This is a genomic window from Pseudomonas sp. SBT1-2 (genome assembly GCF_028640875.1).
In the GTDB taxonomy this organism is placed as follows: domain Bacteria; phylum Pseudomonadota; class Gammaproteobacteria; order Pseudomonadales; family Pseudomonadaceae; genus Aquipseudomonas; species Aquipseudomonas chlororaphis_I.
Genome location: NZ_JAQZAA010000013.1, coordinates 16986 through 38976, shown reverse-complemented (window position 1 = coordinate 38976; position 21991 = coordinate 16986). Strand labels below are relative to the sequence as shown.

Below are 21991 nucleotides of genomic sequence, written 5' to 3'. Positions count from 1 at the left end.
TGAAACCGAATTTAAGGAACCACAGATAATGGCTATCGAGATCAAAGCCCCCACTTTCCCGGAATCGGTTGCCGATGGCACCGTTGCCACCTGGCACAAAAAACCGGGCGACGCCGTCAAGCGCGACGAACTGATCGTCGACATCGAAACCGACAAGGTCGTGCTGGAAGTTCTGGCCACCGCTGACGGCGTGCTGGGCGCTATCGTCAAGAACGAAGGCGACACCGTTCTGTCCGACGAAGTACTGGGCTCCATCGCTGAAGGCGCTGCCGCTGCTGCTCCAGCCGCCGCTGCCGCACCAGCTGCCGCTCAGGCCGCAGCGCCTGCCGCCGAAGGCGAAGACGATCCAATCGCTGCTCCTGCTGCGCGCAAGCTGGCTGAAGAGAACGGCATCAACATCGCTTCCGTTGCCGGTACCGGCAAAGGCGGTCGCGTGACCAAGGAAGACGTGGTTGCAGCCGTTGCTGCCAAGAAAGCCGCTCCGGCTGCCGCGCCTGCCAAGGCTGCCGCTCCAGCCGCCGCTGCTCCGGTATTCGCTGCCGGCGACCGCGTCGAGAAGCGCGTTCCGATGACCCGCCTGCGGGCCAAGGTTGCCGAGCGTCTGGTCGAAGCCCAGTCGAACATGGCGATGCTGACCACCTTCAACGAAGTCGACATGACCGAAGTCATGGCCCTGCGTTCGAAGTACAAGGATCTGTTCGAGAAGTCCCACAACGGCGTACGCCTGGGCTTCATGTCGTTCTTCGTCAAGGCTGCTACCGAAGCGCTGAAGCGTTTCCCGGCGGTCAACGCCTCGATCGACGGCTCCGACATCGTTTACCACGGCTACGCCGACATCGGTGTTGCCGTATCCAGCGACCGCGGTCTGGTGGTTCCGGTTCTGCGTAACGCCGAACTGATGAGCCTGGCTGAAATCGAAGGCGGCATCGCCACCTTCGGCAAGAAAGCCCGTGACGGCAAACTGTCGATGGAAGAAATGACCGGCGGTACTTTCACCATCACCAACGGTGGTACTTTCGGTTCGATGATGTCGACTCCGATCGTCAACCCGCCGCAAGCGGCGATCCTGGGCATGCACAACATTCTGCAGCGTCCTATGGCGATCAACGGTCAGGTGGTTATCCGTCCGATGATGTACCTGGCTCTGTCCTACGATCACCGTTTGATCGACGGCAAAGAAGCAGTGACCTTCCTGGTTACCATCAAGAACCTGCTGGAAGACCCGGCTCGTCTGCTGCTGGATATCTGATTTCGTAGCATGGGCCGATCAGCGATGATCGGCCTTTCGCCGAAACGAACAGCTTCGTCCCACGACGGCCTCCACAAGAGGCCGTCCGGTTTGATTCGAGAAGGAATGACACATGACTCAGAAATTCGACGTGGTAGTGATTGGCGCAGGCCCTGGCGGCTATGTAGCTGCCATTAAAGCTGCGCAACTCGGCCTCACGACTGCCTGCATCGAGAAATATACCGACAAGGAGGGCAAACTGGCCCTCGGCGGTACTTGCCTGAACGTCGGCTGCATCCCTTCCAAGGCGCTGCTGGACAGCTCCTGGAAATTCCACGAAGCCCAAGACGGTTTCGCGATCCACGGTATCAGCCACGCTGGCGTGTCCATGGACGTGCCTGCGATGGTCGGCCGCAAAGCCAACATCGTGAAAAACCTGACCAGCGGTGTTGCCACCCTGTTCAAGGCCAACGGCGTGACCTCCATCCAGGGCCACGGCAAACTGCTGGCCGGCAAGAAAGTCGAAGTCACCAAGCCAGACGGCTCGGTGGAAGTGATCGAAGCCGAGAACGTCATCCTGGCGCCAGGCTCCCGTCCAATCGACATTCCACCAGCCCCGGTCGATCAGAAAGTGATCGTTGACTCCACCGGCGCCCTGGAATTCCAATCCGTACCAAAACGCCTGGGCGTGATCGGCGCTGGCGTGATCGGTCTGGAACTGGGTTCGGTATGGTCCCGTCTGGGCGCTGAAGTGACTGTCCTGGAAGCCCTGGACACCTTCCTGATGGCTGCCGACACCGCCGTCTCCAAGGAAGCGCTGAAAACCCTGACCAAACAGGGTCTGGACATCAAGCTGGGCGCTCGCGTCACCGGCTCCAAGGTCAACGGCGAAGAAGTGGTCGTGACCTACACCGATGCCAACGGCGAACAGAACATCACTTTCGACAAGCTGATCGTAGCCGTTGGTCGCCGTCCGGTGACCACTGATCTGCTGGCTGCCGATTGCGGCGTGACCCTCGACGAGCGCGGTTTCGTGCACGTTGACGATCACTGCGCCACCACCGTACCGGGCGTTTACGCGATCGGCGACGTGGTTCGCGGCATGATGCTGGCTCACAAGGCCTCGGAAGAGGGCATCATGGTCGTCGAGCGCATCAAGGGCCACAAGGCTCAGATGAACTATGACCTGATCCCTTCGGTTATTTATACTCACCCGGAAATCGCGTGGGTCGGCAAGACCGAGCAGGCCTTGAAAGCTGAAGGCGTTGAAGTTAACGTCGGCACCTTCCCGTTCGCAGCCAGCGGCCGTGCCATGGCAGCCAACGACACCGGCGGTTTCGTAAAAGTCATCGCTGATGCCAAGACTGACCGCGTACTGGGCGTCCACGTGATTGGCCCAAGCGCGGCGGAACTGGTTCAGCAAGGTGCGATCGGCATGGAATTCGGCACCAGCGCCGAAGACCTGGGCATGATGGTTTTCTCCCATCCGACCCTGTCCGAAGCGCTGCACGAAGCAGCACTGGCAGTGAATGGCGGCGCCATCCACATCGCCAACCGCAAAAAGCGTTAAGACAATAAGAAACCACGGCGGATTGCCCGTCGTGAGCCTTGCGAGCAAGACTCACCGCGGAACGTCCGCTGGACTCGACCTCACGGGAATCTTCAGGCGTCGTGCCGCAGCCCAGGTTGCGGATGCGGGGCAGGGGAGTCCGGTGAGGAGCGGTCACAGGTGGCGCGGCACTCATCAAGAGCGCAGCGCCGAATGCGCAGTACCTAACGAAGACGGTAAAAAGCATGAATCTTCACGAGTATCAGGGTAAGCAGCTGTTCGCTGAATACGGCCTGCCAGTATCCAAAGGCTACGCGGTAGACACCCCGGAAGAAGCAGCAGAAGCTTGCGACAAGATCGGCGGCTCCGAGTGGGTTGTCAAAGCCCAGGTTCACGCCGGTGGTCGCGGTAAAGCGGGCGGCGTAAAGCTGGTTCGCAGCAAAGAAGACGCTAAAGCATTCGCTCAACAGTGGTTGGGCAAGCGTCTGGTGACTTACCAGACTGACGCCAATGGTCAGCCAGTCACCAAGATCCTGGTTGAATCGTGCACTGATATCGCTAAAGAGCTGTACCTGGGCGCTGTCGTCGACCGTTCGAGCCGTCGCATCGTGTTCATGGCTTCCACCGAAGGTGGCGTGGACATCGAGAAAATCGCTCACGACACTCCAGAAAAAATTCTCAAAGCCACTATTGATCCACTGGTTGGCGCTCAGCCGTTCCAGGGTCGCGAGCTGGCTTTCCAGCTGGGCCTGGAAGGCAAGCAAGTTGCCCAGTTCGCCAAGATCTTCGTTGGTCTGGCCAAACTGTTCCAGGACCACGATCTGGCTCTGCTGGAAGTGAACCCGCTGGTGATCAAGGCTGATGGCGATCTGCACTGCCTGGACGCGAAGATCAACATCGACGCCAACGCCATGTACCGTCAGCCTAAGCTGAAGACTTTCCACGATCCGTCGCAGGACGATCCGCGCGAAGCGCACGCCGCCAAGTTCGAACTGAACTACGTGGCCCTGGAAGGCAACATCGGCTGCATGGTCAACGGTGCCGGCCTGGCCATGGGTACCATGGACATCGTCAACCTGCACGGCGGCAAGCCAGCCAACTTCCTCGACGTAGGTGGTGGCGCTACCAAAGAGCGCGTGACCGAAGCCTTCAAGATCATCCTGTCCGACACCAACGTCGCTGCAGTACTGGTCAACATCTTCGGCGGCATCGTTCGTTGCGACATGATTGCCGAAGGCATCATCGGTGCAGTGAAAGAAGTCGGCGTGAAAATCCCGGTTGTTGTTCGCCTTGAAGGCAACAACGCTGAACTGGGCGCTAAAGTACTGGCAGAAAGCGGCTTGAACATCATCGCTGCTACCAGCCTGACCGACGCTGCTCAACAAGTTGTCAAAGCTGCGGAGGGCAAATAATGAGCGTCCTGATCAATAAAGACACCAAAGTTATCTGCCAGGGTATTACCGGTTCGCAAGGTAGTTTCCACACCCAGCAAGCCATCGAATACGGCACCAAGATGGTTGGCGGCGTAACTCCGGGCAAAGGCGGCACCGAGCACCTGGGCCTGCCTGTCTTCAACACTGTGAAAGACGCTGTAGCTGCCACTGGCGCCACCGCCAGCGTGATCTACGTTCCAGCTCCTTTCTGCAAGGACTCCATCCTGGAAGCAGCTTTCGGCGGCATCAAGCTGATCGTCTGCATCACCGAAGGCATTCCTACCCTGGATATGCTGGATGCCAAGGTCAAGTGCGACGAGCTGGGTGTTACCCTGATCGGCCCTAACTGCCCAGGCGTGATCACTCCAGGCGAATGCAAGATCGGCATCATGCCAGGTCACATTCACTTGCCAGGCAAGGTCGGTATCGTTTCCCGTTCCGGCACCCTGACTTACGAAGCCGTCAAGCAGACCACTGACGCCGGTTTCGGTCAGTCCACCTGCGTCGGCATCGGTGGTGACCCGATCCCGGGCTCCAACTTCATCGACATCCTGAAGCTGTTCCAGGAAGACCCGAAGACCGAAGCGATCGTGATGATCGGCGAAATCGGCGGTTCGGCTGAAGAAGAAGCGGCTGCCTACATCAAGGCTAACGTGACCAAGCCGGTTGTTTCCTACATCGCTGGTGTGACTGCTCCTCCGGGCAAGCGCATGGGCCATGCTGGCGCAATCATCTCTGGCGGCAAAGGCACTGCAGACGAGAAATTCGCTGCTCTGCAAGACGCAGGCGTGAAAACCGTGCGTTCGCTGGCAGACATCGGCAAGGCCCTGGCCGAGCTGACTGGCTGGGCTGTCAAGTAAGCCTCGCGCTTAGCTTGCAACTCTGCTGACAAAGGCCACCTTCGGGTGGCCTTTGTTCGTTAAGAGCAGTTGCAAGCCTCAAGCGGCAAGCTGCAAGAGAAGCTTGTTGCTTGAAACTTGTATCTTGCAGCTGCTTTTAATATGTAAACGCGACACGCAAATGTCGCTTATCGGACAGTTCGCCCTCTAACAGTGCGTTTGTCTTACAAATTCGGTAGGCTAGCCGCCTCTTTTGCGTCTGCGTCCCACAAGGAAGCTGCGCGCTAAACGGGTCAGTCCTATACGGACCGACAGCATTTCCCTCACCCATAAGGGAAATCCCTCTCTAAATTCCGATTCAGTAGTGTGGTATTTCCTTAATGAAAGTGTTGAAAGGCCAGGACATTCTGGCACTGGGTTTTATGACCTTTGCCCTGTTCGTCGGGGCCGGCAATATCATCTTCCCGCCTATCGTCGGCTTGCAGTCCGGACCTAACGTCTGGATCGCGGCGCTGGGCTTTCTGATCACCGCCGTGGGCCTTCCGGTGGTGACCGTCGTTGCGCTGGCCAAGGTCGGCGGGGCGATGGACGCGCTGAGCAGCCCGATCGGCAAAATCGCCGGTGGCCTGCTGGCGGCGGTCTGCTACCTGGCGGTCGGCCCGTTGTTCGCGACGCCGCGTACCGCGACCGTGTCCTTTGAAGTAGGCCTGGCGCCCCTGACCGGCGAAAGCCCGCTGGCGCTGTTCCTCTATAGCTCGGCGTATTTCCTGCTGGTGTTTTTCATCTCCCTCTACCCGGGACGCCTGCTGGACACCGTTGGGCGTTTCCTCGCGCCGCTGAAGATCATCGCCCTGGCTGTACTGGGCATCGCCGCGTTCGCCTTGCCGGCCGGTGATATCGGTGTGGCGACTCCCGAGTACGTCGCGGCACCGTTCTCCCAAGGCTTCATCAATGGTTACCTGACCATGGATACCCTGGGCGCACTGGTGTTCGGCATCGTCATCGTCAACGCCATCCGCTCTCGCGGTGTCGAGTCGCCACGCCTGATCACTCGTTACGCGATCATCGCCGGGCTGATTGCCGGCGTCGGCCTGGCGCTGGTGTATGTCAGCCTGTTCCGCCTGGGCTCGGGCAGCCACGAAGTCGCGGTCGGCGCCACCAATGGCGCGGCGGTGCTGCACGCTTATGTGCAACACACTTTTGGCTCCCTGGGCAGCGGCTTCCTGGCCGTGCTGATTTCCCTGGCCTGCCTGGTGACCGCGGTCGGCCTGACCTGTGCCTGCGCCGAGTACTTCAGCCGCGTACTGCCGCTGTCGTACAAGACTCTGGTGATCATCCTGGCGGCGTTCTCGCTGCTGGTGTCCAACCTGGGCCTGACCAAGCTGATCGCTTTCTCCATCCCGGTGCTGACCGCTATCTACCCGCCATGCATCGCCCTGGTGGCCCTGAGCTTCTGCAAGGACTTCTGGCATGAGCAAGGCCGCATCGTCGGTCCGGTGATGCTGGTGTCTTTCCTGTTCGGCCTGATCGACGCCCTCAAGGGCGCCGGCCTGGCGGACTGGATGCCCACCCAGTTGATGCACCTGCCGCTGAGCGAGCAGGGCCTGGCGTGGCTGGTGCCTTCGGTCATGACCCTGGTAGTCGCTGTAGTCTGCGACCGCCTGCTGGGCAAGCGCAGCGAAGCCCTGGCCTAAACCGCTATCTGCCCGATGCCCGTCACGAGCGGGCACCGAGTAACCATAAAAAAATGCCCCGTATCCAGCGATGCGGGGCATTTTTTATGGGCGAGGGATGGTGTCTTTTTTCCTCGATCAACGTCGAAGCAGTGCCAGTTGTATCCGCACTCTGCCAACGCCTATCCGGGAACCTGCATGTCGTTCGTCGAAGCCAACCTGATCCATCTCATCGCCGCCCTCTGGTTTGTCATCTGCTGGGGTGGCTATACCCGCTACGCCACGTGGAAGGGCCGCGACACCGCGTGCCTGGCCAGCGTGCTGCACCTGTACCGGGAAGACTGGATGCGCCGCATGCTGCTGCGCGACAACCGCATCGCCGACGCCAGCGTGATCGGCAACCTGGAGCGCAATGCCTCGTTCTTCGCTTCCAGCACCCTGATTATCCTCGCCGGTATCCTTACCGTGCTCGGTGCTTCCGAGCGTGCGGTGTCGCTGCTGGCCGACATTCCCATGGTGCAGCAGGCCTCCCAGGGCATGTCGGAGATCAAGCTGCTGTGCCTGGCCCTGGTGTTCGTCTACGCCTTCTTCACCTTCAGCTGGTGCATGCGCCAGTACAACTTCGCCGCCATCCTCGTCGGCTCGGCGCCAATGATCGGTGAGCGACATGTTTCCGAACAGGAGCGAAAAGCCTTTGCCCTGCGGGCTGCGCGGGTGATTTCCATGGCCGCCAACCAGTTCAACTTCGGCCTGCGTTCCTATTACTTCGGCATGAGCATGCTGGCCTGGTTCGTCAGCCCCTGGCTGTTCATGCTGATGAGCGCGGGCGTGGTGCTGGTGCTGTACCGCCGGGAGTTTCATTCCGACGTGTTGGACGTGATGGTCTATACCCCTACAGAGGCGCCATTGCCTGAGGCGAACAAGGAGATAGCCTGATGAGTATCGCGTTCTGGTGTGTGTTTATCAGCGCACTGTTGATTTACGTGGCACGGATGCCGGTGGCCAGCGCCATGAAAGAGCAGGGCGGTTACGACAATCACCTGCCACGCCAGCAACAGGCGCAACTTACGGGATTCGGTGCCCGGGCGCTGGCGGCGCACCAGAACAGCTTCGAAGCCTTCATGTTATTCGCGGTCGGGGTGCTGATGGCCCATACCACCCAGACTCAGGGTTGGTTGATCGATGGGCTGGCGATTGTCTTTGTCATTACGCGGGTTATCTATCTGCTGTGTTATTGGGCGGATCTTGCCTGGCAGCGCAGTCTGGTCTGGTTTATCGGTCTGCTCTGTTCAATGTTGCTGATGCTTAGTCCGATTTTTCGCCGCCTGTTGGCTTAGAGGTTATTCCAGACAAAGTAAAGCCCGCACTAGGCGGGCTTTCTTTTTGCTGCACTAAAACCGGATTAGTTGGTTTTAGGAGCGGCTTCCTTGGCAGCTTCTTCAACAGCTGCTTTGCTCGATTCAACCTGATCTTTGGCTGCATCGACGGTTTCTTTTGCGGCTTCGTTCACTTTATCCTGAGCTTCGTTCAGTTTCTGTTGAGCTTGCTCAGCATGTTGGTTGGCATCTTGAGCTTTGTCCTCGGATTTTTTATCGCAGGCAGCGAGACCGAGGGAAGCGGTCAGCATCAGGGCAATAGCTAAAGTCTTACGCATGGGGTGTTTCTCCTTATTGAAGATATCTTCTGGCCTTTCGAGCATGGCTCTACAGGTTAAGTTCCTTGAAAGCTAAAGATATATAAAGTGCCAGCAATATGGAACTTTTACCGGCCTCGTTAACTGAGCGGTTTTGACATCAACTAGAGAATTGCCTTATGGAGCAAAACCCTGTTTTTGAGCGTGCGACGCGGTTTTTGTCGGCGCTGCGCCATTGCCAGGTATTGGCCATGAGCGTGCACAGCGCTTCAAAAGACGGCATCACCCTGACGCTGCCTTACAGCCCGCAGATAGTCGGCAACCCACAGACCGGAGTGATCCATGGTGGCGCGCTGACCTCATTGATGGACACCGCTTGCGGCATGGCCACCTTGTGCGTCCTGCCGGAGTTCGAAGTCTGCCCGACCCTGGACCTGCGCATCGATTACATGCATCCGGCGGAACCGGGCAAAAGCGTGTACGGCTTTGCCCAGTGCTATCGGGTGACCAGCGATGTGATTTTCACCCGCGGTTTTGCCTATCAGGACGATCCCGAGCACCCCGTTGCCCATGTGGTGGGCACCTTCATTCGCATGGGCAAGGGCATCAAGGGCAGCAAAGGTTTTGCTGGCGCCATCAAGGGTGAGCAGCCATGAGCGACGATTTCCAGGAGCAAGTGCAGCGTGCTCACCAGCAAGGCGATTACGCGGCACTGCTGCAAGTGATTCCCTACGCCAGGCTGATTGGTATCGAGTGTTCGCGGCAGGGCGATGAGTTGCTGTTTCGCCTGCCTGCCAACCGCGACAACATCGGCAACCCGTTGCTGCCGGCCCTGCACGGTGGGGTGATCGCCGGTTTCATGGAACTGGCGGCGGCCCTGCATCTGTTGATTGGTACCGGCTCACCCGGCGTGCCGAAGATCATCGACTTCTCCCTCGACTACCTGCGTGCCGGGCAGTTTCGCGATACCTATGCCAGATGCCAGGTCTGCCGCCAGGGCCGGCGGGTGGCGAACGTGGCCATCACCGCCTGGCAGAGCAGCGCGGAGGAGCCGATTGCCACCGCGCGAGCACATTTCAAGCTTGAAGAAAGTCCAGGCCCTTGAAATCTCAGGTATAGCCCCCAACTCTGTGGACATCCCGCCGTAAGCCCTCCGGGCGCGGCTTATGCCATCTGATTGGAGTTTGATGACCATGAGTGTGGAAACTCAAAAGGAAACCCTGGGCTTCCAGACCGAGGTAAAGCAACTGCTGCACCTCATGATCCATTCGCTGTATTCCAACAAGGAAATCTTCCTTCGCGAACTGATCTCGAACGCCTCTGACGCTGTCGACAAATTGCGCTTCGAAGCCCTGTCCAAGCCTGAGTTGCTGGAAGGTGGCGCGGAGCTGAAAATCCGTGTGAGCTTCGACAAGGACGCCAAGACCGTCACCCTCGAAGACAACGGCATCGGCATGAGCCGGGAAGATGTGATCACCCACCTGGGGACCATCGCCAAGTCCGGCACCGCCGACTTCATGAAAAACCTCACGGGCGACCAGAAGAAGGATTCGCACCTGATCGGTCAGTTCGGCGTGGGCTTCTATTCCGCCTTCATCGTCGCCGACAAGGTCGATGTCTTCACCCGTCGTGCCGGCCTCGCTGCCAGCGAAGGCGTGCACTGGTCCTCCAAGGGCGAAGGTGAGTTCGAAGTCGCGACCATCGACAAGGCCGACCGCGGTACCCGTATCGTCCTGCACCTGAAATCCGGTGAAGATGAGTTCGCCGATGGCTGGCGCCTGCGCAACATCATCAAGAAGTACTCCGACCATATCGCCCTGCCGATCGAGCTGCCGAAAGAGGCCGCTGCCGCCGAAGGCGAGGAGAAGCCTGCGCAGGAATGGGAAACCGTCAACCGCGCCAGTGCCCTGTGGACCCGTCCGCGCACCGAAATCAAGGACGAGGAATACCAGGAGTTCTACAAGCACATCGCCCACGATTTCGAGAACCCGCTGAGCTGGAGCCACAACAAGGTCGAAGGCAAGCTGGAATACAGCTCGTTGCTCTACGTGCCGGCCCGTGCGCCATTCGACCTGTACCAGCGTGAAGCGCCGAAAGGCCTGAAGCTGTACGTGCAGCGGGTGTTCGTGATGGACCAGGCAGAATCCTTCCTGCCGCTGTACCTGCGCTTCATCAAGGGTGTGGTCGACTCCAACGACCTGTCGCTGAACGTGTCGCGGGAAATCCTGCAGAAAGACCCGATCATCGACTCCATGAAGTCGGCGCTGACCAAGCGCGTGCTGGACATGCTGGAAAAACTGGCGAAGAACGAGCCTGAGCAATACAAGGGCTTCTGGAAAAACTTCGGCCAGGTGATGAAAGAAGGCCCGGCCGAAGACTTCGCCAACAAGGAAAAGATCGCCGGCCTGCTGCGCTTCGCCTCCACCCAGGGCGACGACGGCGAGCAGAATGTTTCCCTGGCCGAGTACCTGGCGCGCGCCAAGGAAGGCCAGGACAAGATCTACTACCTCACCGGCGAAACCTACGCGCAGGTCAAGAACAGCCCGCACCTGGAAGTCTTCCGCAAGAAAGGCATCGAAGTGCTGCTGCTGACCGATCGCATCGACGAGTGGCTGATGAGCTACCTGAGCGACTTCGACGGCAAGAGTTTTGTCGACGTGGCGCGTGGTGACCTGGACCTGGGCAACCTGGACTCGGAAGAGGACAAGAAGGCCGCGGAAGAAGTCGCCAAGAGCAAGGAAGGCCTGGTGGAGCGGATCAAGACCGCCCTGGGCGATACCGTCAGCGAAGTGCGGGTTTCCCACCGCCTGACCGACTCCCCGGCGATCCTGGCGATCGGCGAGCAGGACCTGGGCCTGCAGATGCGCCAGATCCTCGAGGCCAGCGGGCAGAAGGTGCCGGATTCCAAGCCGATCTTCGAATTCAACCCGGCTCACCCGTTGATCGAGAAACTCGACGGCGAGCAGAGCGACGAGCGCTTCGGCGACCTGTCGCACATCCTCTTCGATCAGGCGGCCCTGGCGGCCGGCGACAGTTTGAAAGACCCGGCCGCCTATGTGCGTCGTCTGAACAAGCTGCTGGTTGAACTGTCGGTTTAACTGCGTTGCATAAAAACCCGCTTCGGCGGGTTTTTTCATTCCGGTGTTTTTGAATCAGGAGTCTGAAATGAGCCAAGTCACTGTTCGTTCCCTGGTCTACCAGATTGATGGTCAATCCTATGAAAGCCGCCTGGCGTTCGATGCCAGCCAGCAGGGCCCGCGTCCGGGGCTGTTGATGGCGCCGAACTGGATGGGGGTCAGCGCCGGTGCCGAGAAGATCGCCGAGGCGGTGGCCGCCAAGGGGTATGTGGTGCTGATCGCCGACTTGTACGGGCAACAGGTCCGTCCGAGCAACGGCGACGAGGCGGGCGCCGCCATGATGCCGCTGAAGGATGACCGGGCCCTGCTGCGCAAGCGCATGCAGGCGGCCTTCGAGGCGCTGCAAAGCCAGCAGGAAGCCGCGGTGGACAAGGCCAGGCTGGCCACCTTCGGTTTCTGCTTCGGTGGTTGCTGCTCCCTGGAGCTGGCGCGCAGCGGTGCGCCGCTGAAAGCCGCGGTGTCCTTCCACGGCACGCTGGATACGCCGAACCCGGCCGACGCGCGGAACATCAAGGGCTCGGTACTGGTGCTGCATGGCGCCTCCGACCCGCTGGTGCCGAAAGAGCAGTTGCCGGCCTTCGAAGAAGAAATGAATGCCGCGGGCGTGGATTGGCAGTTGCTGAGCTACGGCGGCGCGGTGCATTCCTTCACCGATCCGCACGCCAATGTGCCGGGCATGATGATGTACGACGCCAGGACCGCGGGCCGTGCCTTCACCTCGATGCACAACCTGCTGGATGAAGTGTTCAAGGGCTGAGCCCCGGGAACGACAAGCCCGCCTGGCGATGCAATGCGGCTCTCAGCGAGCCGCCTTGTACGCCAGGCGGGCTTTTTGGTGCCTGTCAGCCATTCAGATCCGCGTCAGCGCCTGGGCCAGGTCGGCGCGCAGGTCCTCGACATCCTCGACCCCCACGGATAAGCGTACCAGAGCATCGCCGATGCCGAGCTGCGCCCGGGTTTCCGCGGGAATGCTGGCGTGGGTCATGATCGCCGGGTGCTCGATCAGGCTTTCCACCCCGCCCAGGCTCTCGGCCAGGGCGAAGATCCGCACGTTCTCGAGAAAACGCTTGGCGCCGGCCAGGTCGCAGTTCAGATCGAGGGAGATCATCCCGCCGAAAGCCTGCATCTGCCGTCGCGCCAGGGCGTGCTGCGGGTGGGACGGCAGGCCCGGGTAGTAGACCCGCGCCACCTGTGGCTGGCGTTCCAGCCATTGCGCCAGCTCCAGGGCGTTGCTGCAGTGGCGTTCCATGCGCAGGGCCAGGGTCTTCACCCCGCGCAGGGTGAGGAAGGCGTCGAACGGCCCGGCGATGGCCCCCACGGCGTTCTGCAGGAAGCCCAGGCGCTCGGCCAGGTCGGGGTTCTGGCCGACCACCGCAATGCCGCCGATCACGTCGGAGTGGCCGTTGAGGTACTTGGTCGTCGAGTGCAGCACGATATCGAAGCCCAGCTCCAGCGGGCGCTGGATCCACGGGCTGGCAAAGGTGTTGTCGGCGACGCAGATGATGCCCCGCGCGCGGCAGATGCGCGCGATGGCGGCGAGATCGGTGAGGCGCAGCAGGGGATTGCTCGGGGTCTCGACCATCACCATCCGGGTGTCGTCCTGCAACGCCGCTTCGAAGGCCGAGAGGTCGGACAGGTCGACGAAGCTGAAGCGATGCCCGGCGCTGCGCCGGCGCACCCGTTCGAACAGGCGGAAGGTGCCGCCATACAGGTCATTGCCGGAAACGATATGCGCGCCGGCGTCGAGCAGTTCGAGCACGCTGGAAATCGCCGCCAGCCCGGAGGCGAAGGCGAAGGCCTGGGTGCCGCCCTCAAGGTCCGCTACGCAGCGTTCCAGCGCCCAGCGCGTGGGGTTGTGCGAGCGCCCGTAGTCCAGGCCCTTGTGCACCCCGGGGCTCTGCTGGGCATAGGTGGAGTTGGCGTAGATCGGCGGCATCAGCGCCCCGGTGGAAGGGTCCGGCGTCTGCCCCGCATGGATTACCCGGGTAGCGAAGGCACGCGGCGCGCCGGTTTCATCCTGTTGACTCATGTTAGCGATCTCCGTAAGTGATTGAGCATGTCGACCCGGGTAATCAAACCGTGGAAGCCCGAGGCGTCGGCGATGATCGCCACGAAGCCACGGTCGAGTTCCGCCTCCAGTTCGGCCAGGCTGGCGCTGGGAGGCAGGGTTTCCAGCTGATCGCTCATGGCGCTGGCCACGGTCTGGCGAAAGTGCGAAGCGTCTTCGTGCACGCCCAGCAGGATGTCCGACTCATCGATCACTCCGACCAGCCGCTGCCCGTCCACCAGCACCGGCAGTTGCGAGACGTCGGCCAGGCGCATGCGCTGGAAGGCGGTGAGCAGGGTGTCGTCCGGCCCTACGCTGATCACCCGGCCGTCCTCGAAGCGCCGCGCGATCAGGTCGCGCAGGTCGCCGTAGCGCTTGCGCGCAAGCAGGCCCTGATCGTTCATCCATTGGTCGTTATAGATCTTCGACAGGTAGCGGGTGCCGGTGTCGCAGACGAAGCTGACCACCCGCTTCGGCTTGGTCTGCTCGCGGCAGTAGCGCAGTGCCGCGGCCAGCAGGGTGCCGGTCGAAGAGCCGCCGAGAATGCCCTCGGCGCGCAGCAGCTGGCGGGCGTACTCGAAGCTTTCCTCGTCGCTGATGGAATAGGCCTTGCGCACGCTGGAAAGGTCGGCAATGGACGGAATGAAGTCTTCGCCGATGCCTTCCACGGCCCAGGAGCCGGGCGTGCCCAGGGCGCCGCTGCGGCTGTATTCGGCCATCACCGAGCCCACCGGGTCGGCCAGCACCATCTCCAGGTCCGGCTGTACCCGGCGGAAGAAACGGGTCAGCCCGGTCAGGGTGCCGGCCGAACCGACGCCGACCACGATGGCGTCCACATCATGTTGGGTCTGGGCCCAGATTTCCGGCGCGGTGCTGCATTCGTGGGCCAGCGGGTTGGCCGGGTTGTTGAACTGATCGGCGAAGAAGGCGTCGGGAATCTCCTTGGTCAGCCGCGCCGCCATGTCCTGGTAGTAGTCGGGGTGGCCCTTGCCGACATCGGAGCGGGTGATGTGCACTTCGGCGCCCATCGCCTTGAGGTGCAGGACCTTCTCGGTGGACATCTTGTCCGGCACCACCAGGACCACCCGGTAGCCCTTGGCACGGCCGACCAGGGCCAGGCCCAGGCCAGTGTTGCCGGCAGTGGCCTCGACTATGGTGCCGCCGGGGCGCAGGCGGCCGTCGCGCTCGGCGGCGTCGATCATCGCCAGGCCGATACGGTCTTTGATCGAACCTCCGGGGTTTTGCGATTCAAGCTTGAGAAACAGCGTACAGGGGCCGGTATCGAAACGGCTGACACGCACCAGCGGCGTGTTGCCGATCAGTTCGAGCACGGCAGGACGGGAGTCGTTTGGCATGTGGTCACCTCGCTGCGCAACGTTGCGCTGGATGGACAGCGACCCACGGCGAATCATCGCGCGGCGGTCGCAGGCTATGCATCGCTTGGACCATAGGCCGGGATCCGGCTACCCGCAACCGCTCGCGCCGGCCGGTAGCTGGTTGCGCAGCCTGGCGGCGGTAGAGCCTGGGCCAGTACTTGACCTGCCCAGGCTATTGAACGCCCGGCGCTACAGAGGGGACGGCGAGCCTTTGCCCTTGGGCAGTTCGATTCGTTCGCTTTCCCCCGGCACCGTCGGCCAGTCGCCGGCGGCCCAGCGCTGGCGGGCTTCATCGATACGGGCCGGGTCGCTGGAGACGAAGTTCCAGTTGATCCGCCGTGGACCGTCCAGCGGCGCGCCGCCGAACAGCACGGCGTGGCAGTCGCTGTCGGCGAACAGGGTCGGGGTGGTGCCGGCCGGCAGGATCACCAGCGCATGGGGCTCGACGGGCTCGCCGTCCAGCTGGGCGTCGCCTTCGAGCACGTACAGGGCGCGCTCCTCATGTTCGGCGGGGATCAGCAGGGTGGTCGCGGTCTGCAGCTGTATTTCGGCATACAGGGTCGGGGAGAGCACCGGGACCGGCGATTCCAGGCAGAAACCGCTGCCGGCGATCATTCGGATCCTGACCCCGAGGTTGTCGCTGACCGGCAGGGTCGCGGCCGGGTGATGGCTGTAGTGCCCCGGGCCTTGTTCATGGGCCTTGGGGGAGGCCAGCCAGACTTGCAGGCCGTGCATGCTGAAGTCGCTGTCGATCAGCGCCTGCGGGGTGCGCTCGACGTGGGCGATGGCGCTGCCGGCGGTCATCCAGCTGACATCCCCCTGGTTCACCACCTGGTCGGAACCGAGGCTGTCCTTGTGCTGGATCTGCCCCTGGAACAGGTAGGTCAGGGTCGACAGGCCAATATGCGGATGCTGGCGGATATTCATGCCCTTGCCCGCGGGGTAGCGGGTTTGCAGCATGTGATCGAAAAACACGAAGGGCCCCACGCTGCGGCATTGGGCCGAGGGCAGCGGACGCAGGATGGGTTGGCCTTCGACGTCCTCGGCGCGAGGGCGAATCACGAGCGGTGTGTTCATGGTGCATTCCAGGCTGATCGGGTTATGCCCGGGAGCATAACCCGCTTGTGCAGCCCGTGGCGCTATTGGCTGAAGGCGCCTTCGGACAGGTGGGTCTCGATGCTCACCTCGGCGGTGGTCATCAGCTTGTGCACCGGGCAGCGGTCGGCGACGCGATGCAGTTCTTCACGCTGGGCGTCGGTCAGTACGCCTTTGAGGGTCAGCTTGACGTGCAGCGCGTATTTGCCTTTCTGCTCCTGGCTGTTGTCGTGCTTGACCTCGACCGTGACGCCAGTAAGCGGAATCTCTTTTTTCTGCGCGTACAGCTTGAGGGTCAGGGCCTTGCAGGCGCCCAGGGCAGCATCGAAAAAGTCGTGGGGTTCCGGCGCGGAACCTTCGCCGCCCAGGGTCTTGGGCAGGTCGGCGAACAATTGGTGGTCATCGATCTGGATGCTGTGGCGGAAACCTTCGCTGGATTCGGTGTTGACGGTGATAGTCATGACGGACCTCGGGCAGTGAGCAGTCGTTGAAAGGTGGTGCAGTTATAGAGCATTACGCTGGTTGTGCGTTCCCCTTTTTCTGAACCGCCGCCTCCGGGGTAGGGTCTACCCAGCGTGAATCGACAGGAGCCCACCCATGCGCTGGATCTACCTGAGCACCTTGCTGTTGCTGCTGCCGAGCGCCTGGGTCCAGGCCCGCGACTACGCCTACAGCGATGCCCACCTGCATTACGTCGACTTCTTCCAGGAGTCGGTGGGCATGGACAAGCTGCTCAAGGCCATGGCCGACAATCGCATCGAGCATGTGATGATTTCCGGTATCCCGGTGGCCAAGAAATGGCATGAAGACGAACCCAAGCGGCCGCGCTATTACGCCGGCGACGACGCCGATGCCTACTGGTACAGCGCTACCGATGTGATTGTCGCCGCCGCGGTGAATCGCCTGACGCCCGAGCAGCGCCGGCACTTCCATCCGTTCCTGTCGGGCTTCAACCCCAACGACAAGAACTCCGAGGCCCATATCCAGCGCATGCTCGACCTCAATCCGGGGTTGTGGCAGGGCATCGGCGAGGTCTTTACCCGCCACGACGACCTGACCGCGCTGACCTCCGGCGATACGCCACGGGCCAATAACGAGGCGATGACGCGGATCTATCACCTGGCGGCGGAAAACGACCTGCCGGTGATGCTGCATTCCAACATCACCTCCAAGCGCGAAAAGAACCCGCTGTACCTGACGGAAATCGAAGAGCCGCTGCGCAATCACCCTCACACGCGTTTTATCTGGGCCCACGCGGGCACCAGCATGGAGATCCACCGGCACCAGGTGCAGCTGAGTTTTCTCCTGCCGACCCTGGCGCGGATGCTCGAGTCCTATCCCAACCTGTATATCGACCTGTCCTGGAGCGTGCTCAGGCCGTACCTGCTGGATGAGCAGGGCGTGCCCCGGACGGAGTGGGTAAAGCTGGTGGAACGCTTTCCCGAGCGGTTCATGCTGGGTTCGGACGTTGTCGGGCGATTCAACAAGCTGGGACGGGAAATGCGCAGCTTCGAGCCCTTCCTCGATGCCTTGCCGGAGGACGTGGTGCGCAAGGTGGCCCGGGACAACTTCCTCGCCGTGCTGCCGTGCGCTCGTTGATCCTGGGTGGCGCCAGTGCGCGGGCGTTGCCAAGGCGCTGGCGATGCAGGTTTGTCATCAGCCTGTCATGCCTGCGTCATAGGCTCGCGCCATCTCAATCAAGGAGCGCGATATGCACCTCACCCGTTTAAGCGCATTGGCGGCGCTGATGATGCTCAGTGGCTTTGCCAGTGCTGAAGTCCGTGTCGAAGGCCCGGTGGAATATGGTGTGTTCGAGGGGCCGAAGGCCGCGTTGCAGTCGGGTGAGCGGGTGCTGCGGCGCAGCAACGAGAACATCGAGCAGACCGAGATCGTGCCTGCGCGGCTGGGCACCAAGTTCGGCCTGCGTTATCAGCTGGCCGGCAAAGTGGCCGAGGATGTGCCGCTGACCCTGCTGTATTTCACACCGGGTATCCGCACCCCGGATGGCCAGCGTCACGACAAGCTCGAAGTGACCCAGAAACTGGTGCCGGGCGCGCCGCAGGACATCATGGCCTATGAGTTCACCGAGAGTCATGAGGTGATCCCCGGCGAGTGGCGCTTCATGGTGTTCCAGGGCGACCGTTTGTTGGTCCAGCAGCGTTTTACCGTACGCTGAATCGTTTACGCCCAGGCATCGGAGTGCTTGGGCGTTTTGATATCACGTTTTCGTCTTAAGCAAATTTTCCGCGACCCGATACTTTCAACAGCAGCCCGCTGCATGGCGAATGCAGCGCTTTTGGAAGGAACCGGAGAATGAGCATCAGGAGTCTCAACATTGCACCGCGCGCAGGCCTGGGCTTCGGCCTGCTGGCGTTGATGGTGTTCGGCCTGGGGGCGTTCGCCCTGCTGCAGATGGCGAACATGCGCGCGCAGTCCGACGAGGTCGACAACAACTGGCTGCCCAGTGTGATGTCGGTGGGCGAAATGAATCAGGACCTGCTGCGGGTCCGCGCGCTGACCATGCGCTTGCTGCTCAACCGCAGCCCCCAGGCCCTGGCGCAGAACGAAAGCAAACTCAATGAAATCAAGCGCGGCATGACGGTGGCCCAGGAGCGCTATAACGCGCTGATTGTGCTGCCGCAAGAGCGTGTGCTGTTCGATCGCTACAAAGCCGCCGAGAAGCGCTACCTCGAGCATCAGAACCAGGTAATGGCACTGTCGCAACAGGGGCGGGTCGAGGATGCGGTCGCGGTGGTCAATGGCGAGATGAGCCAACTGGCCGATGAGCTGGCGGGCACCCTCAATGAGTTAGTGGCCCTGAACCGGCACAACGCCAACCTGGCCACCGAGCTGGCCAGGGCGGTGTTCAGCAACGCCAAGGTCTGGGTAGTCGTGATGGTCGTGGTGGCTGGCCTGATGACCATTGTCCTGGCCCTGTTGCTGACCCGCAGCATCGTACTGCCGCTCTCGCAATCGCTGAACGTAGCCGAGGTGGTGGCCGGCGGCGACCTGACCGAGGACATCCGCATCAGTGGCAAGGATGAGCCGGCGCGCCTGCTGCAGGCGCTCAAGGCCATGCAGCACAGCCTGCGGGAGACCATCCGGCGCATCTCCGACTCTTCCAGCCAGCTGGCTTCCGCTTCGGAGGAACTCAGTTGCGTGACCGAGGACGCCACGCGCGGCCTGCACCAGCAGAGCCAGGAAATCGAGCAGGCGGCGACGGCGGTGAACCAGATGACCGCTGCGGTGGAGGAGGTGGCCAGCAATGCCGTGGCGACATCCGAGGCCTCCCGCCAGTCCGACCTGATTGCCCAGCATGGGCGCGAGCAGGTGCGACAGACGGTGCAGTCCATCGAGTCCCTGGCCGACGACGTGACCGCCAACGCCTCCCAGGTCGAAGAGCTGGCGCAGAAGGTCTATGGCATCAGCAAGGTGCTGGATGTAATTCGTTCGGTGGCCGAGCAGACCAACCTGCTGGCCCTGAATGCCGCCATCGAGGCGGCGCGGGCCGGGGATGCCGGCCGCGGGTTCGCCGTGGTGGCCGACGAGGTGCGGGCGCTGGCTCATCGCACCCAGCAATCGACCCAGGAGATCGAGCAGATGATCGGCGGCATTCAGCTGGGCACCGAGCAGGCCGTCAGCTCCATGCAGCAGAGCAACAGCCGGGCCCGTTCGACCCTGGAGCTGGCCAAGGCGGCGGGGGCGGCGCTGGAGGAAATCGCCGGGGCGATCACCCTGATCAACGAGCGCAACACGGTGATTGCCAGCGCCTCGGAGGAGCAGGCGGCGGTGGCTCGGGAGGTGGACCGCAACTTGATGAACATCCGCGACCTGGCCATGCAGACCTCGGCCGGGGCCAACCAGACCAGTGCCGCGAGCCAGGAGTTGTCACGGCTGGCGGTGGACCTGAACACCCTGGTGGCGCGTTTTTCGGTGTAAGGGCTTCCGGAAAACAGTCGCCCAATAAAAAACGCCCCGAACCAGTCGGGGCGTTTTTCATGTTGCGAAGCGGCGGGGCTTACTTGCCCTGCCAGCGCTTCAGGACCAGGGTGGCGTTGGTGCCGCCGAAGCCGAAGCTGTTGCTCATCACGGTGTTGATGGTGGCGTCTTCGCGAGTCTTGGTCAGGATCGGCATGTCGGCCACTTCCGGATCCAGCTCTTCGATGTTGGCGGAACCGGCCATGAAGTTGCCTTCCATCATCAGCAGGCAGTAGATCGCTTCGTGAACGCCGGCGGCGCCCAGGGAGTGACCCGACAGGCTCTTGGTGGAGCTGATGGCTGGAGCCTTGTCGCCGAACACTTCACGCACGCCTTTCATTTCCGCGACGTCGCCGACCGGAGTCGAGGTGCCGTGGGTGTTCAGGTAGTCGATCGGTGCGTCGACGGTGGACATGGCCATCTGCATGCAACGGATTGCACCTTCGCCGCTTGGCGCCACCATGTCGTAGCCGTCGGACGTCGCGCCGTAGCCAACGATTTCGGCGTAGATCTTCGCGCCGCGGGCCAGGGCGTGTTCGAGCTCCTCGACCACCACCATGCCGCCACCGCCGGCGATGACAAATCCGTCACGGTCGGCGTCGTAGGCGCGGGAGGCTTGTTCCGGGGTGTCATTGCGCTTGCTGGACAGGGCGCCCATGGCGTCGAACAGGAACGACTGGCTCCAGTGTTCTTCTTCACCGCCGCCGGCGAACACGATGTCCTGCTTGCCCATCTGGATCTGTTCCATGGCGGTACCGATGCAGTGGGCACTGGTGGCGCAGGCAGACGCGATGGAGTAGTTCAGGCCCTTGATCTTGAACGGAGTGGCCAGGCACGCGGAAACGGTGCTGCTCATGGTCCGCGTGACACGGTATGGGCCAACGCGCTTGACGCCTTTCTCGCGCAGGATGTCCAGCGCTTCCATCTGGTTCAGGGTCGAGGCGCCGCCGGAGCCGGCGATCAGGCCGGTACGCGGGTTGGAAACCTGCTCTTCGGTCAGGCCGGAGTCGGCGATGGCGTCTTTCATGGCCAGGTAGGCGTAAGCCGCCGCGTGGCCGACGAAACGATAGATCTTGCGATCGATCAGCTCTTCGAGGTTGAGGTCAATGGAGCCGGAAACCTGGCTACGCAGACCCATTTCGGCATATTCCGGGTTGAAGCGGATGCCAGGGCGACTTGCACGCAGGTTAGCGGAGACGGTCTCTTTGTCATTGCCCAGGCACGAAACGATGCCTAGACCAGTGATAACGACGCGGCGCATGCGGATAACCCTTAGAAGTTGTCAGTGGAGGTGAAAACGCCGACCCGGAGGCCTTCGGCGGTGTAGATTTCGCGGCCGTCGACGCTGACCGAACCATCGGCGATGGCCATGTTCAGCTTGCCCTTGAGGACGCGCTTGATATGAATGTTATAGGTGACTTTCTTGGCGGTCGGCAGCACCTGGCCAAAGAACTTCACTTCGCCCGAACCCAGGGCGCGACCGCGGCCCGGCAGGCCTTGCCAGCCCAGGAAGAAGCCAACCAGTTGCCACATGGCGTCGAGGCCCAGGCAGCCTGGCATCACCGGATCGCCTTCGAAGTGGCAGGCGAAGAACCACAGGTCGGGGGTGATATCCAGCTCGGCGACCAATTCACCTTTGCCGTACTTGCCACCCTCTTGGCTGATATGAGTGATGCGATCCACCATCAGCATGTTCGGGGCGGGCAGTTGCGCGTTACCTGGGCCGAACAGCTCACCGCGACTGCAGCGCAGCAGATCTTCCCGAGTAAAGGCGTTTTGTTTGGTCATGCGAGCTCCTCAATAGTCCCATGCGGCAGGGTGGGGCAAATCTTCCCGGCCGATCGAAGCGTTCATGCCTCGAGCCGGCAGCCTACTCATAGACTATTGCGTTGTGGTGAAAGTCACAGCACAAGGGACATGAATGTACACTTGTGCACTGAAATTATTATACAGGCCCTGTGAGGGGCCTGTTCGGGTGCCTAAGACTGCCGCACTTTCGCCCT

21 protein-coding genes and 1 pseudogene are annotated in these 21991 nt (G+C 61.6%); 15 read left to right on the top strand and 7 right to left on the bottom strand.

What is annotated here, in order from left to right:
• Nucleotides 1-28 precede the first annotated feature (28 nt).
• From odhB to PVZ78_RS01055, 7 genes are all read left to right on the top strand, one after another.
• Entirely contained in the window at nt 29-1249 is a 1221-nt protein-coding gene (odhB, locus tag PVZ78_RS01085) for a 2-oxoglutarate dehydrogenase complex dihydrolipoyllysine-residue succinyltransferase (RefSeq protein WP_101282007.1), read from the top strand.
• Between the two features lie 112 nt (nt 1250-1361).
• Nucleotides 1362-2798, top strand: a complete 1437-nt coding sequence (gene lpdA, locus PVZ78_RS01080) for a dihydrolipoyl dehydrogenase (RefSeq protein WP_007931507.1) — start codon at nt 1362-1364, stop codon at nt 2796-2798.
• 224 nt (nt 2799-3022) lie between these two features.
• Nucleotides 3023-4189, top strand: coding sequence for an ADP-forming succinate--CoA ligase subunit beta (sucC, locus tag PVZ78_RS01075; protein ID WP_009047768.1), 1167 nt, complete (start codon nt 3023-3025; stop codon nt 4187-4189).
• Nucleotides 4189-5070, top strand: a complete 882-nt coding sequence (gene sucD / locus PVZ78_RS01070; protein ID WP_007931513.1) for a succinate--CoA ligase subunit alpha — start codon at nt 4189-4191, stop codon at nt 5068-5070. Before sucC ends, sucD begins: the two co-directional genes overlap by 1 nt.
• 359 nt (nt 5071-5429) lie before the next feature.
• A complete protein-coding gene (gene brnQ, locus PVZ78_RS01065; RefSeq protein ID WP_009047769.1) occupies nt 5430-6743 on the top strand; it encodes a branched-chain amino acid transport system II carrier protein in 1314 nt (437 codons plus the stop codon).
• A 177-nt stretch (nt 6744-6920) separates the two neighbouring features.
• Entirely contained in the window at nt 6921-7658 is a 738-nt protein-coding gene (locus tag PVZ78_RS01060; protein ID WP_009047770.1) for a DUF599 domain-containing protein, read from the top strand.
• Nucleotides 7658-8059 (top strand): MAPEG family protein, encoded by a 402-nt coding sequence (locus PVZ78_RS01055; protein ID WP_053268509.1) that lies wholly within the window; start codon nt 7658-7660, stop codon nt 8057-8059. Before PVZ78_RS01060 ends, PVZ78_RS01055 begins: the two co-directional genes overlap by 1 nt.
• Before the next feature lie 65 nt (nt 8060-8124).
• Here the strand turns inward: PVZ78_RS01055 and PVZ78_RS01050 are convergent, their stop codons facing one another.
• Nucleotides 8125-8376, bottom strand: a complete 252-nt coding sequence (locus PVZ78_RS01050; RefSeq protein WP_009047772.1) for a hypothetical protein — start codon at nt 8374-8376, stop codon at nt 8125-8127.
• Nucleotides 8377-8534: 158 nt separating this feature from the next.
• Between PVZ78_RS01050 and PVZ78_RS01045 the strand changes: the two genes are divergently transcribed.
• The 4 genes from PVZ78_RS01045 to PVZ78_RS01030 all read left to right on the top strand — a co-directional run bounded on the left by PVZ78_RS01045 (nt 8535) and on the right by PVZ78_RS01030 (nt 12249).
• Complete coding sequence (locus PVZ78_RS01045) at nt 8535-9011, top strand: PaaI family thioesterase (protein WP_053268510.1); 477 nt, start codon at nt 8535-8537, stop codon at nt 9009-9011.
• Nucleotides 9008-9460, top strand: a complete 453-nt coding sequence (locus tag PVZ78_RS01040; RefSeq protein ID WP_273828125.1) for a PaaI family thioesterase — start codon at nt 9008-9010, stop codon at nt 9458-9460. The genes PVZ78_RS01045 and PVZ78_RS01040 overlap by 4 nt, the downstream gene beginning before the upstream one ends.
• A gap of 88 nt (nt 9461-9548) precedes the next feature.
• A complete protein-coding gene (gene htpG, locus PVZ78_RS01035) occupies nt 9549-11453 on the top strand; it encodes a molecular chaperone HtpG (protein WP_273828124.1) in 1905 nt (634 codons plus the stop codon).
• Nucleotides 11454-11520: 67 nt separating this feature from the next.
• On the top strand, nt 11521-12249 hold the full coding sequence (locus PVZ78_RS01030; RefSeq protein WP_038631063.1) for a dienelactone hydrolase family protein: 729 nt from the start codon (nt 11521-11523) through the stop codon (nt 12247-12249).
• 93 nt (nt 12250-12342) lie between these two features.
• On the opposite strand, the gene PVZ78_RS01025 is transcribed toward PVZ78_RS01030, so the two are convergent.
• The 4 genes from PVZ78_RS01025 to PVZ78_RS01010 all read right to left on the bottom strand — a co-directional run bounded on the left by PVZ78_RS01025 (nt 12343) and on the right by PVZ78_RS01010 (nt 16471).
• The gene (locus PVZ78_RS01025) at nt 12343-13521 is read right to left on the bottom strand and encodes a trans-sulfuration enzyme family protein (protein ID WP_028681905.1); all 1179 of its coding nucleotides are present in this window, start codon (nt 13519-13521) and stop codon (nt 12343-12345) included.
• The gene (locus PVZ78_RS01020; protein WP_273828123.1) at nt 13518-14894 is read right to left on the bottom strand and encodes a pyridoxal-phosphate dependent enzyme; all 1377 of its coding nucleotides are present in this window, start codon (nt 14892-14894) and stop codon (nt 13518-13520) included. The genes PVZ78_RS01025 and PVZ78_RS01020 overlap by 4 nt, the downstream gene beginning before the upstream one ends.
• Nucleotides 14895-15104: 210 nt before the next feature.
• On the bottom strand, nt 15105-15992 hold the full coding sequence (locus PVZ78_RS01015) for a pirin family protein (protein ID WP_038631067.1): 888 nt from the start codon (nt 15990-15992) through the stop codon (nt 15105-15107).
• A gap of 62 nt (nt 15993-16054) precedes the next feature.
• Nucleotides 16055-16471: an OsmC family protein gene (locus PVZ78_RS01010; RefSeq protein ID WP_007931549.1), complete on the bottom strand. Its 417-nt coding sequence runs from the start codon at nt 16469-16471 to the stop codon at nt 16055-16057.
• Nucleotides 16472-16607: 136 nt separating this feature from the next.
• Here PVZ78_RS01010 and PVZ78_RS01005 point away from each other — a divergent pair, with 136 nt between their 5' ends.
• From PVZ78_RS01005 to PVZ78_RS31695, 4 genes and pseudogenes are all read left to right on the top strand, one after another.
• A complete protein-coding gene (locus PVZ78_RS01005) occupies nt 16608-17609 on the top strand; it encodes an amidohydrolase family protein (RefSeq protein ID WP_273828122.1) in 1002 nt (333 codons plus the stop codon).
• A gap of 112 nt (nt 17610-17721) precedes the next feature.
• Complete coding sequence (locus PVZ78_RS01000) at nt 17722-18186, top strand: DUF3859 domain-containing protein (RefSeq protein ID WP_009047781.1); 465 nt, start codon at nt 17722-17724, stop codon at nt 18184-18186.
• 137 nt (nt 18187-18323) lie between these two features.
• Nucleotides 18324-19094 (top strand): annotated as a pseudogene (locus tag PVZ78_RS31700) (MCP four helix bundle domain-containing protein); the annotation flags it as partial.
• A complete protein-coding gene (locus PVZ78_RS31695; RefSeq protein WP_371356849.1) occupies nt 19086-19949 on the top strand; it encodes a methyl-accepting chemotaxis protein in 864 nt (287 codons plus the stop codon). The pseudogene PVZ78_RS31700 and the gene PVZ78_RS31695, both read left to right, overlap by 9 nt.
• A gap of 79 nt (nt 19950-20028) precedes the next feature.
• Here PVZ78_RS31695 and fabB read toward each other — a convergent pair whose 3' ends face one another.
• Nucleotides 20029-21249: a beta-ketoacyl-ACP synthase I gene (gene fabB, locus PVZ78_RS00990; RefSeq protein ID WP_025805277.1), complete on the bottom strand. Its 1221-nt coding sequence runs from the start codon at nt 21247-21249 to the stop codon at nt 20029-20031.
• Nucleotides 21250-21260: 11 nt separating this feature from the next.
• Nucleotides 21261-21776 (bottom strand): 3-hydroxyacyl-[acyl-carrier-protein] dehydratase FabA, encoded by a 516-nt coding sequence (fabA, locus tag PVZ78_RS00985; protein WP_007931558.1) that lies wholly within the window; start codon nt 21774-21776, stop codon nt 21261-21263.
• Nucleotides 21777-21991: the final 215 nt, after the last annotated feature.

What these genes read in the sequence shown, in the direction of transcription:
- odhB (WP_101282007.1), top strand. Translation starts at nt 29, where the DNA reads ATGGCTATCGAGATCAAAGCCCCCACTTTCCCGGAATCGGTTGCCGAT.
- lpdA (WP_007931507.1), top strand. Translation starts at nt 1,362, where the DNA reads ATGACTCAGAAATTCGACGTGGTAGTGATTGGCGCAGGCCCTGGCGGC.
- sucC (WP_009047768.1), top strand. Translation starts at nt 3,023, where the DNA reads ATGAATCTTCACGAGTATCAGGGTAAGCAGCTGTTCGCTGAATACGGC.
- sucD (WP_007931513.1), top strand. Translation starts at nt 4,189, where the DNA reads ATGAGCGTCCTGATCAATAAAGACACCAAAGTTATCTGCCAGGGTATT.
- brnQ (WP_009047769.1), top strand. Translation starts at nt 5,430, where the DNA reads ATGAAAGTGTTGAAAGGCCAGGACATTCTGGCACTGGGTTTTATGACC.
- PVZ78_RS01060 (WP_009047770.1), top strand. Translation starts at nt 6,921, where the DNA reads ATGTCGTTCGTCGAAGCCAACCTGATCCATCTCATCGCCGCCCTCTGG.
- PVZ78_RS01055 (WP_053268509.1), top strand. Translation starts at nt 7,658, where the DNA reads ATGAGTATCGCGTTCTGGTGTGTGTTTATCAGCGCACTGTTGATTTAC.
- PVZ78_RS01050 (WP_009047772.1), bottom strand. Translation starts at nt 8,376, where the DNA reads ATGCGTAAGACTTTAGCTATTGCCCTGATGCTGACCGCTTCCCTCGGT.
- PVZ78_RS01045 (WP_053268510.1), top strand. Translation starts at nt 8,535, where the DNA reads ATGGAGCAAAACCCTGTTTTTGAGCGTGCGACGCGGTTTTTGTCGGCG.
- PVZ78_RS01040 (WP_273828125.1), top strand. Translation starts at nt 9,008, where the DNA reads ATGAGCGACGATTTCCAGGAGCAAGTGCAGCGTGCTCACCAGCAAGGC.
- htpG (WP_273828124.1), top strand. Translation starts at nt 9,549, where the DNA reads ATGAGTGTGGAAACTCAAAAGGAAACCCTGGGCTTCCAGACCGAGGTA.
- PVZ78_RS01030 (WP_038631063.1), top strand. Translation starts at nt 11,521, where the DNA reads ATGAGCCAAGTCACTGTTCGTTCCCTGGTCTACCAGATTGATGGTCAA.
- PVZ78_RS01025 (WP_028681905.1), bottom strand. Translation starts at nt 13,521, where the DNA reads ATGAGTCAACAGGATGAAACCGGCGCGCCGCGTGCCTTCGCTACCCGG.
- PVZ78_RS01020 (WP_273828123.1), bottom strand. Translation starts at nt 14,894, where the DNA reads ATGCCAAACGACTCCCGTCCTGCCGTGCTCGAACTGATCGGCAACACG.
- PVZ78_RS01015 (WP_038631067.1), bottom strand. Translation starts at nt 15,992, where the DNA reads ATGAACACACCGCTCGTGATTCGCCCTCGCGCCGAGGACGTCGAAGGC.
- PVZ78_RS01010 (WP_007931549.1), bottom strand. Translation starts at nt 16,471, where the DNA reads ATGACTATCACCGTCAACACCGAATCCAGCGAAGGTTTCCGCCACAGC.
- PVZ78_RS01005 (WP_273828122.1), top strand. Translation starts at nt 16,608, where the DNA reads ATGCGCTGGATCTACCTGAGCACCTTGCTGTTGCTGCTGCCGAGCGCC.
- PVZ78_RS01000 (WP_009047781.1), top strand. Translation starts at nt 17,722, where the DNA reads ATGCACCTCACCCGTTTAAGCGCATTGGCGGCGCTGATGATGCTCAGT.
- PVZ78_RS31695 (WP_371356849.1), top strand. Translation starts at nt 19,086, where the DNA reads ATGCAGCACAGCCTGCGGGAGACCATCCGGCGCATCTCCGACTCTTCC.
- fabB (WP_025805277.1), bottom strand. Translation starts at nt 21,249, where the DNA reads ATGCGCCGCGTCGTTATCACTGGTCTAGGCATCGTTTCGTGCCTGGGC.
- fabA (WP_007931558.1), bottom strand. Translation starts at nt 21,776, where the DNA reads ATGACCAAACAAAACGCCTTTACTCGGGAAGATCTGCTGCGCTGCAGT.